This is a genomic window from Gemmatimonadota bacterium (assembly GCA_026705765.1).
Taxonomy (GTDB): domain Bacteria; phylum Latescibacterota; class UBA2968; order UBA2968; family UBA2968; genus VXRD01.
In genome coordinates this window covers 1-10,371 of record JAPPAB010000039.1, presented here as the reverse complement: position 1 = coordinate 10,371, position 10,371 = coordinate 1, and the positions used below count along the sequence as shown (strand labels likewise).

Here is a 10,371-nt window from a genome sequence, read left to right as displayed (position 1 = left end):
CACAGGTGGGGACGTCCGCCTATGCAGGAGGCCGCGTAAGACTGGGCTTGTATAGACAGCAACGGCTGATGATCGCACAATCCCTGCTGAACCTGCGGTTCTGCTTTTAGTATCCCACAGGCTTCAGCCGTGGGAGTACGTCAAGTTTGAAGGCTTTTCTATTTAACGAATACGGATGCACTTCGGGCCTGAGACAGGAGAAATACCATATGCAAATTTCCAACTTAAGGAGTTCCTACGAAAAAGTAGGAGAGCTCGTATTCTTCGGGCGAATGCTGGACAAAATTCGGCTTCACGCTCAAGGCGAGCTTCCAAAGGACTACAATCGTGGGTTTGGACTTGATGGTCGATGCCTTCGCTTTCTTCAAATAGACTACGACGCATTAGTTCGAAGGGTGCTTCTTGGTGGAACTGATGAGGAGATACTGGAATGGTGTTTTGAGAATGGAATACGCCCCAATAATGAAGAAATTCAAATCTGGAATCAATTCATGGAAAAGCGCGGCTGGCGCGACGATTCCACTCCTGAGCTTAAAAAAATGAAAGCGGCGCGTGGATTTTCGGATCGGGATGACATATTGACCTTTTTTGATTTTCATGATGCCGATGAAGAGCGATCATAATATCGGGATAAAACTCGCTGAAGAGCACGACAATGACCGCCAGTTGTATATGGACAGAAAAATTTTGAATCCGTTTAAAAAAACATTGTTTTGACTATAGACAGAGGTTTAATTTTTAATGAAGAAGATTCTATTTGGAACGTCCAATAAAGAAAAGATTCGCCATGTTAGACATATTTTATCGCCGTTTTCAATTGAAATTCTGGACCCTATCCAATTGGGACTAAAATTAAATGTAACTGAAGACGGTGATACCCCTGAAAAGAATGCTATCAAAAAGGCAATAGCTTATTATCAAGCATCGAGCCTCCCATCTTTTGCGATTGATTCTGGGCTGGAGATTAATGGATTGTCAAATGAGGAGCAACCTGACGTTTTTGTCCGGCGAATTTGTTCCCAAGAGCAAAAGGCCACAGATCAGCAAATTATTGACCATTATGTAAAAAAAATACGTTCTGTTGGTGGCTCAACTTTTGGCACATGGCACAATAGTATTGCTCTGGTTCACAGTGAGGCTGCACCCCTTCTTCACAGTTGGCAAATAGAAGTGCTATTTACTTCAAACCAAAGCCAAAAAACTATTCCTGGTGCGCCTCTCAATTCGATAATGTACGATCTCGATAGTAGATGTTATTTTTCAGACCTGGCTTATATGGATAGGCCGGATTCCATGGCTATTATGAGTTTTTTTGATCGCAATCTGGATGAGTGGTAAAATTGTCACACCTGCGTCGGCAAGAGCAGCCGTTAGGCGCAAGAGCAACTTATTTTCAAAAAGAAAAACATCATGCCCTGGTGGCATCAACCATAGCAGAGACCTGATCTAATGGATGCTATTCTTTTAGAATATTTAAATTCTTCAGCCAATAAACCCCTCGTTAGATTCTGTTCGCAGTGTGGTAGTAACTTAATAGAGGCTGAAATCGATGGCAGAATACGATTAACGTGCACTTCTGACGAATGCAATTACGTGTTCTGGGACCCCCCAACACCTGTTGTTGCCGCCATTGTAGAATACGAGGGTAAGGTCGTTCTGGCAAGAAATAAGAAATGGCCTGAAGGGATGTTTGGCCTGATCACTGGATTTCTGGAAAAGAGGGAAACCCCGGAATCCTGTATATTGCGCGAAGTAAAGGAAGAACTGAGTCTGGAAGGCGAGATCGTGAGCTTCATTGGACATTACTCATTCTTTGAAATGAACCAAGTGATCCTCGCATTTCATGTTCGTTCACGAGGGAAGTTGCACGTTGGCGAAGAGCTTGCTGAGATAAAGCTTGTTACCCCAAAGGAATTACGACCCTGGTCATTCGGCGCGGGTATAGCAGTTCAAGATTGGCTTCAAGGGCAATCTTGATGGAAACGGAGAGATAATGGATACACAGCAAATCTCGATAAAGCCATTTGAGAGTGAGGATCAAGAAGCTGTCCAGAGCCTGATTTTAACTGGACTTGCCGAACACTGGGGAGAAATTGACCCAACCTTAAATCCAGATTTGAACGACATCGGTGCCTACTACAAGGATGCTACATTTCTGGTCGCCTGGTTTGATGGCAGGATTGTTGGCTCGGGCGCGCTGAATCCGAAGTCAGACCAGGTAGCAGAGATAGTCCGGATGTCCGTGTCACAGGAGTTTCGGAGACGAGGAATCGGCAGGCAAATACTGGAACGGCTCTGCCAGGAGGCTAAAGCGTTGGGATTTCAACGCATTGTCCTGGAAACGACTTCTACCTGGTCTGAGGTTATCGAATTCTACAAACGGTTCGGTTTTCGTATCACTCATCGTCAAGATGGTCACTTTGGCGGCGAGGTTCACTTTGCCCTTGACCTGTGTAAAGCAGAAGTGAAAAACAAAAAAGACGAAATCCAGCACTGATCTCCCCTTACTGTTTCTTATGAGATCCAAACCTGCCACATGCATATAACAGGTCCACTTGCGCTTTTGTTACTGGCCATACACTGCCCAGATTGAGGAAAACAATATGACAGATGCCGAATCTGAGAAACAGCGTGATACCGATATTGCACTCGAACCGGCGACGGTCATTGTCAATCCGTGGAAACAGCATGTGCCGCCGACCACACGACAGGGCGTGCCAGGTATCGAACGCACCGCAAAGGGACGGTTGTGGGTAGTTTACGGGCGGGATGTCGAAAGCCCGCGAAACTACCAGATCTTGATTCGTAGTGATGACGATGGACACACCTGGTCAGATCCAAAAGTCATGGTATTGCCCTGCAGGGACGTTCGGGCTATGTCCGCTTCCATCTGGACTGACCCACAAGATCGGATGTGGGTTTTCTGGGGACAGAGTTTTGGTCAACAAGATGGCCGTTACGGCATATGGACTATTGTCACCAGCAATCCAGATGCTGAGAACCCAACATGGTCGAAACCGCGTCGATTGGGTAATGGCATCATGCTGAACAAACCAACGGTACTATCGGATGGCGATTGGCTCTTTACCTCGTCTGTATGGAAGACTGACAACAGCATCAAGGTCTATGCCTCGCGCGATCAGGGCAAGACCTTCGAGCTTCGTGGTACTGCCAATATTGTTAACGCGGAATTGCGGGGACCTGATGAACCGATGATTGTTGAGCGAAAAGATGGCTCACTCTGGATGCTGGTGCGAGTCCGTGGCATCGGCCAGACAGTTTCTCACGATCTTGGAAAGAGTTGGACGCCCGTTGAACGTCTTAAAATACCACATCCAACCACCCGATTTTTTGTGCGTCGTTTGAAATCTGGCGCATTGTTATTGGTCAAACATGGATCCATGAACGAAAAGACGAGACGCGAGAAACTGGTGGCGTTTGTATCCTACGATGAAGGCCAGACGTGGCAGGGCGGACTCATGCTGGATGAACGGGAGAAGGTCACCTATCCCGATGGCGTGCAGGCAGACGATGGAACAATCTACATCATTTACGATTACAATCGCACGCCAAACGGAGCAGTTTTCATGGCAAAGTTCAGGGAGGCGGACATTCGCGCTGGCAAGATCGTAACAGAGAATGCCCGACTGCGCGGGGAGGTCGCACGGCTGTCGGCTGAGAACGATATGGTGAGGGATGTATGAAAAACGTCATTAACTATTTAGCCCCGAAACGACTCATGCTCCCTTTAATTATTTTCTTTTCCCTGTTGATTGCCAATATCAATGTGCTTTACGCCAGCGATATTTATCAATGCGCTACAAGCAAGGATGTTTACGATGCATTGGATACCGTCAAGCCAGGTGATACGATTATGCTTCAGGGCGGCAAAGTGTATGAAATCGATAAGAGTTTTAAGCTACATGCAAATGGGTCCGATAAAAACAGAATCACCCTTACATCAAAAGACAGCACGGGCCAGGGTCGATATGCTGTAATTTCCACGGTTGGTCAAAAAAAGGAAGAGGATTTGGTAGCAATCAAACTCAGTGGCTCGTTCTGGAACATTTCCCGCATAGAAATAACCGGGAAGAAAGTGTCTCTGAACAAGGGGTATTGGAACACGCATGGTTTTCGTATCGGTTTATATTTATTGGGATCGGGCTCACACCATAATATTATTGAAGATGTGCATATACATCATACACATAACACTGCTGTAGCTATCAGGAATGAAAGTCACCATAACACCTTTAGAAGAATGAAAATCCATCATATTGGAGAATGGCTGGACAAAGATTATAACGCCCATGAAGGAGAAGGCTTTTATATTGGTTCATCAAAGGGGCTTGAAGAAAGAGGAAAAATGGCAAGAGCCCATAATATCATCATTGAGGAAAGCATATTGGGACCGGGATTACTGGGGCAATATATCGATATCAAATACGCGGCCTCATTTGTAACTGTCCGGAATAATATTCTATACTGTTATGAAAAATCCTACAATGAAGAGATTGTCAAACTGGCGGGATTTGCCAACATCATAAAGGATAATAAATTCATCGGATCTAATAAGAACCTGACTCGATATATTCAGATTTTTAATAAAAAAACGGACGATCCAGTAAGGGTGGACTATCTTGATCAGAAAAATATCCCTGCTCCAACAGGGAGGGATAACACTGTTGTGAACAATGTTTTTTACACCAACGATCCAAAGATATTAGTTGTTGAAATTGATGTGGCTCCAATAGATCGTTCATCAGTTATTGTTGAGAATAATAAAATCGAACCATTTGATGATACGCTATCTGCCAAGAATTCTCTGCAACACTTATTTCCCACCCAAAAATAAGATAACAAAAAACAACACGGACGCTTAACCCTGTGTCCGTGCTTCAGTCGCTGCACTCCTTCTGCCATTCGACAACCTACCCTATAGAGGAGGGGGAATGACATCTGATCTGCACAGGATGTATGCCATTGGCTTGATGGCGTTCATCATCTTCCTGAGTACTCTCGTCAGCCTTCCCGTATTGCCGAGACTCAGCACGGAACTCGGGGCTGAAACGTACCAGATACCCATAGTCGTGTCGGCCGCCCTTGCCACAGTGGTAGTCGCCCAATTCTTTGCAGGTGCCCTTGCGGATCGCTTCTCACGGAAACGTCTCATTCTGATAGGCACGGCCCTCGGTTCAGTTTCATCTCTTTTGTGTCTGATTGCGAGCGACTGGGTCCATTTGGTAATTCTTCGAGTCCTCGGTGGTGTCGCTGATGCCATCTCGATGCCCGCTCTCCTGGCAATCACTTCAACGCTTGGTAAGGATGCTCCAGGGCGGTTCTTCGGGATCCTCAGAAGCAGTCAAGGACTGTCCTTCGTGGTTGGCCCCGCCATAGGAGCAGCGCTTTCGTTGGCTTCGCTTCGGGCTCCATTCCTTGTGGATGGGCTTCTCTCACTCGTGGCCTTCTGTGCTGCTTTCTATCTGATCAAGGGTGGAGAACGGGCTTCATCGGAGCACAATCTGGGCGTTTTTCGCAGCCTTGGTGCAACCTTTGGGAACAGTCGCGTATTTGTCTATCTTTTGATGGGATTCGCGGGTCTGTTTGCCTTCGGGATTTTCGGAGTGTTTGTGCCGACAAAGGGCGAGGTGTTGGGATTCGACGCCTGGGAGATCGGGCTAATTCTGGCAACCGGTTCATTTGCATTCAGTGTATCCTCATACTTCACCGGAGCAATCTCTGAGAAAGTGGGACGAAAAATCTATGTTCTCGCGTCTCTCGGACTCCTGGTTCTATCGGGAGTGGGACTGGTCTATGCCGACAGTCTATCCCTGCTGATAGGGTTCTACGTTCTCTTTTGTCTTACAAATGCAGTGCCATACTTATTATCATTCGTGTACGCTTCGGAGGCGTTTGACACGTCATATATAGGAGCCGCCATGGGGGCATTTGATTCCCTCATGGATCTCTCTTTGTTAATTGCGCCGCTGCTTGGAGTCGCAGCACTCGGGATGACAGGTGAAATGGCCTATCCATTATTGCTGGCAGTCCTTCCAGCATTCCTTGCACTCTTTGTGATCTCTGCGTTTTTGCGGGAATCGCACGCTCCAAAACAGATGTAAAAGGCGTCGAGCCGCCACTACTTCTAACAGGTCCAAAGGAAACAGTCATGATACTTTCACAAGCGCTATTCAGAGCAGCAACGCTCTTCTTGTTTTGTACAGTCGCGTTTAGTCATTCGTTTGCTCAGATTGACAAGAAAGACGAAACCAAAATCATCGGGAACAAAGAATTTGTCCACCTGGAAGAGGTAGGCGGCATCTGGACCATGATTAACGGTGATGGCGAACCCTTTATTCCTCTTGGAATGAATCACGTGGGACCCCTGCACAGATTTGCCAGTTACAACAAAGAACACTGGATCGAGAAAATCGGCGGCGGGATCATGAAGGGAAAAAGAGTCGATTTTAAGTCCGAAGGAGCCAGGACCTGGCTGGAGATTATAGCTAAGGATCACAAAGATTACGGTTTCAATACCCTATCCTTTCATCATCCACACGTAATGCCCACAGATTATTGCAACGAATTGAAGTTGTATTATTTTGGCAAGCTGAGAATGAGCCATGTTCACCCCAAGCGGGTCAAACAGTGGTCAGCCGACAAGCGCTTCCCCGACGTATTTGATCCTGCCTGGAAACAAAAACTCGACCATTTTGTCAAAGCTTACACTTCAAAGCACAGGGAATCAAAGTACCTGTTAGGATACAGTTACGAGGATCTACCCGCTTACACAATTTACAATTTGGGAAAGCCGATTAGAAGCTTTGAGCACCATCCCTGGATCATGGACATCCTGTCTCGTCCCGGCAAAACACCAGGCAAAAGTGTTTGGATTGATGTGTTACAGGGTCAGTATTCTTCAGCTGCTGAGGCTGGAAAAATGTACGGATTAGATGTGAATACGTGGGAGGATTTTTTCGAAATAAGCGAGTATGGGATGCCCAGGGATCCCAAAAGGGGATTTACCGATCAGGCACTCATGAATGCAAAAATCGTTGACGCTTATCTCAAGGCTCACCACGATGCCATCAGGAAATACGACCCCCATCATTTGATTTTTGGCGATAAAATACAAAATGCGAGGCCCCAACCCAATTGGGTGTGGGATATTGTGAAAAATTACGTAGATGTGGTGCTGATCCAGGATTACGATTTCTATACGCCGGCTCACGAACAAAAACTGCGGAGAATTTTTGAAAAGACTGGAAAGCCCATCATCAACGGCGACCACGCCTATGGATTCCTGCGCCCCCATATGGATAAGGTGAAAGGGGTGGAAGTCCCTACAATCGAGGATAAAGGCAAACAGTACGCCGTATATTTAAAGGGAATCATGAACCTGCCCTTTATGCTGGGCTGGCAGACATGTGGGTATATCGAAACCTGGGCCGGAACGCATGACGCTACGGGTAAGTCCCAGACCGGGTATTTCGATCCTATGGGAGAGCCTATTACCGAGGCACTCAAGTATGTCAAAGACGCCAATGAGCAGGCACTGGTATGGCATAAAAAGGCCGGGACTCTGGAAGGCGTCTATTCTTCGATGAGGCGGAAGCCCTTCAATAGATAGGGCGATCAAGACTTTTGGAGAACCTGAGAAATACAATACGATGAGAATGATTACATTGACGGTTATTTTCACAGCAATGCTGAGGACTTTGAGCGTGCAAGCTGATTACCGCACTGAGGAATCGAGAATACGCGCACTGGCAGAACTGACAAATGCGCCGGTTGTCCGCAATGAAAATGAGCAAATCGTCAGTATTGGTGCTGGTGAGTTGAAGACGATCTACTTTGATGCACTTATGTACGAGGGAAAACCAACCCGCGTCTATGCCTGGGTCGGTATCCCTGAGGGTGCATCGTCGAGCCACAAGGTCCCGGGAATCGTGTTAATCCATGGCGGTGGCGGAACCGCCTTTAAGGAGTGGGTTGAAAAGTGGAATGCCCGCGGATACGCGGCAATCAGTATCGCAGTGGAAGGGCAGACAGATGAACGGGAGCCAGGAAAACCCGGCGACACCAGGCGCAACAGGTGGAAAAAACATCCCTGGTCAGGACCAGTTCGCACAGGTATTTACGGTGACTCCGACAAACCGATTGAAGAACAGTGGATGTATCACGCCGTTGCCGATGCAATCCTGGCGAACTCACTACTTCGTTCCCTGTCGCAGGTAGATAGTACGAGCGTCGGCCTGATGGGTATCTCCTGGGGAGGCATCATTGCAAGCACTGTTATCGGTATCGACGACCGCTTTGCTTTTGCCATTCCCACTTACGGATGCGGAAACCTGTCCCAGGTGGCCAATCAATACGGCAGGGCGCTTGGAAATAATGACCTTTACAAGAAGGTATGGGATCCTGTTCTACGCTTAAAAAAAGTGAAAATCCCGACCCTGTGGCTCTCCTGGCCGGGAGACCAGCACTTTCCACTGGACAAGCAAGCCTCCTGCTATCGCACTATATCCGGGCCATACATGGTATGTCTGATCCCCGGCATGAAACACGGACATCAGGCCGGCATGAAACCTCCGGATAGCTATGCCTTCGCAGACAGCGTTGTCAAAGAGGGCAAACCCTGGGCCGAGCAAATTTCGTCCAGGACTGAGAGCGGACAGTTCACAGTGATTTTTGAATCATCAAAGCCCTTGGATGAGGCCTTTCTGATATCAACGACTGATACCGGAATAACCGGCAAAAGGAAGTGGATCGAATCACCTGCAAAGCTGGAAAGGATAGGCGAACAGTGGGTGGTAACCGCCACGCAGCCAGAAGGGACAACCGCCTGCTTTATTAACATAAAGTCAGGTGATTTAACCCTCACCTCTGACTACACAGAAATAGAATAAACGACATTTCAGCGGTAAAACTCCGCCAGTGGATAAATGCGCAGCACCATCTCGCGCGGCTTCCTCGTCCTCCCTTTCCGTTCCCCCAGTGTCACCGCTTCACCGGCATCCTCATCCACTTCCACCCAGCTCCGGTGGTATGTCAGGTACACCTTATCGCCCGCAAACCACACATTGGGGTAGTCGAAAGTGGCGAAACCCTCCGGTAGCGTGCCCAATTCGGGCAACCCGATCACCGGCGTAATCGGCTCCTGCGGCACCACCCGCTCCACGTCCTCCATCCCCTCGCTCACCTCGATTGTCTTGAACCGCTCCCAACTCGCGCCACTATCCCTGGAAATCGCCGCCGATAGTCGTCCCCGCCGATAGCCCCGTTTGATCTCATCCCGCGACACCTGGTTCCACACACACAGCAAGTCGCCCGTGCTCGGAATTTGCCGTAGCCTCGGCGGCGAGTACGAACTCGCCAGATCGCTCGGCAAAATCGGCGTCCAGGTCTCTCCGCCGTCTTCGCTGATACTCTGCACCAGCCGCCCCACCGTAGATCGCGCCAGCAGCATCACTCGCCCATCCGCGTATTCCGCCACACTCGGTTCATCCACCGCCGTGATTCCTCCGCGCCCGTTGGGAATGCCCTCCGCGTCGAACCAGCCCATCAACTGCCCCTGGCACTGCTGCCACGTCTGTCCCTCGTCGTCCGAATAACTCACCGCAGCAATATCTACCTCCGGATAGTGATAATGTCCGCTCACCTGCAACCGCAGCCCCTTCCAGATCCCATAACTACTCACCCGCTCGTATTCCAAACCAGGGTGCCGTCTGTTGCTGTGACAGATCCGGCTGGGCATCAGCAACCGCCCGCTCGACAGCTGAATCATCGCATCGTGGTATGGTCCACCCAGCAGATCCATCGGCCACGCGCCCGCCCAGGTCTGGCCATCGTCTTCAGACACCGACAGATAAAAGGGATTCCAGTTGAACATCTCCGTCCCCCACCCTTCCTCCTCCTTGCCCCGGTGCGCCAGTGCCAGCTTGCCCGACTGTAGCTTTATACACGACAGGTTGGACGAACTTCCCATCGCTTCGCAGTTCAGCGGCCGCGACTCACCCCAGGTCTGTCCGCCGTCGGTCGAGATATGGCAGCGACTCCCCACAACCATCATCAGGGAGCCGTCGTCTAAGACCACCATCCCATTGCCTGTACCAGTACCGATGCCGGTCTGCTCCACCACCCCTTCCGGTGCTGGCTTGCGAAAACTCGGTTTAGCCGCCATCCGTCCGATCCTCCCTCAAAAAATGGATCCAGGTAGCAAAATATCTTCCAGGAGGCAAAATAGGAAGTGACCATGCCGAAGTCAAACGCAATTGGACAGAGCATCTATCGGAAGAGAGGCGGGTGCATCTCTGCTTGCAGGATCGCCCCACAATCATGTACTTTGACAACGTGATACATCGAGGAGAT

The 10,371-nt window shown here is 49.0% G+C and carries 10 protein-coding genes; 9 read left to right on the top strand and 1 reads right to left on the bottom strand.

The annotated features are described in order from the left end of the window. Nucleotides 1–209 precede the first annotated feature (209 nt). The 9 genes from OXH16_04895 (at nt 210) to OXH16_04855 (ending at nt 8,909) form a co-directional block, all read left to right on the top strand. Nucleotides 210–623, top strand: a complete 414-nt coding sequence (locus OXH16_04895; protein MCY3680711.1) for a DUF5069 domain-containing protein — start codon at nt 210–212, stop codon at nt 621–623. A gap of 118 nt (nt 624–741) precedes the next feature. Then, entirely contained in the window at nt 742–1,338 is a 597-nt protein-coding gene (locus OXH16_04890) for a hypothetical protein (protein MCY3680710.1), read from the top strand. A gap of 111 nt (nt 1,339–1,449) precedes the next feature. Further along, a complete protein-coding gene (locus OXH16_04885) occupies nt 1,450–1,977 on the top strand; it encodes an NUDIX domain-containing protein (GenBank protein MCY3680709.1) in 528 nt (175 codons plus the stop codon). Between the two features lie 16 nt (nt 1,978–1,993). Next, on the top strand, nt 1,994–2,497 hold the full coding sequence (locus OXH16_04880; protein MCY3680708.1) for a GNAT family N-acetyltransferase: 504 nt from the start codon (nt 1,994–1,996) through the stop codon (nt 2,495–2,497). 106 nt (nt 2,498–2,603) lie between these two features. Further along, on the top strand, nt 2,604–3,704 hold the full coding sequence (locus OXH16_04875; GenBank protein MCY3680707.1) for a sialidase family protein: 1,101 nt from the start codon (nt 2,604–2,606) through the stop codon (nt 3,702–3,704). Further along, entirely contained in the window at nt 3,701–4,855 is a 1,155-nt protein-coding gene (locus tag OXH16_04870; GenBank protein MCY3680706.1) for a hypothetical protein, read from the top strand. The genes OXH16_04875 and OXH16_04870 overlap by 4 nt, the downstream gene beginning before the upstream one ends. Nucleotides 4,856–4,952: 97 nt before the next feature. Beyond that, nucleotides 4,953–6,122 (top strand): MFS transporter, encoded by a 1,170-nt coding sequence (locus OXH16_04865; GenBank protein MCY3680705.1) that lies wholly within the window; start codon nt 4,953–4,955, stop codon nt 6,120–6,122. Between the two features lie 47 nt (nt 6,123–6,169). Next, the gene (locus OXH16_04860) at nt 6,170–7,630 is read left to right on the top strand and encodes a hypothetical protein (protein ID MCY3680704.1); all 1,461 of its coding nucleotides are present in this window, start codon (nt 6,170–6,172) and stop codon (nt 7,628–7,630) included. Nucleotides 7,631–7,724: 94 nt separating this feature from the next. Beyond that, on the top strand, nt 7,725–8,909 hold the full coding sequence (locus tag OXH16_04855) for an acetylxylan esterase (GenBank protein ID MCY3680703.1): 1,185 nt from the start codon (nt 7,725–7,727) through the stop codon (nt 8,907–8,909). An 8-nt stretch (nt 8,910–8,917) separates the two neighbouring features. On the opposite strand, the gene OXH16_04850 is transcribed toward OXH16_04855, so the two are convergent. After that, nucleotides 8,918–10,183: a sialidase family protein gene (locus OXH16_04850; GenBank protein ID MCY3680702.1), complete on the bottom strand. Its 1,266-nt coding sequence runs from the start codon at nt 10,181–10,183 to the stop codon at nt 8,918–8,920. Nucleotides 10,184–10,371: the final 188 nt, after the last annotated feature.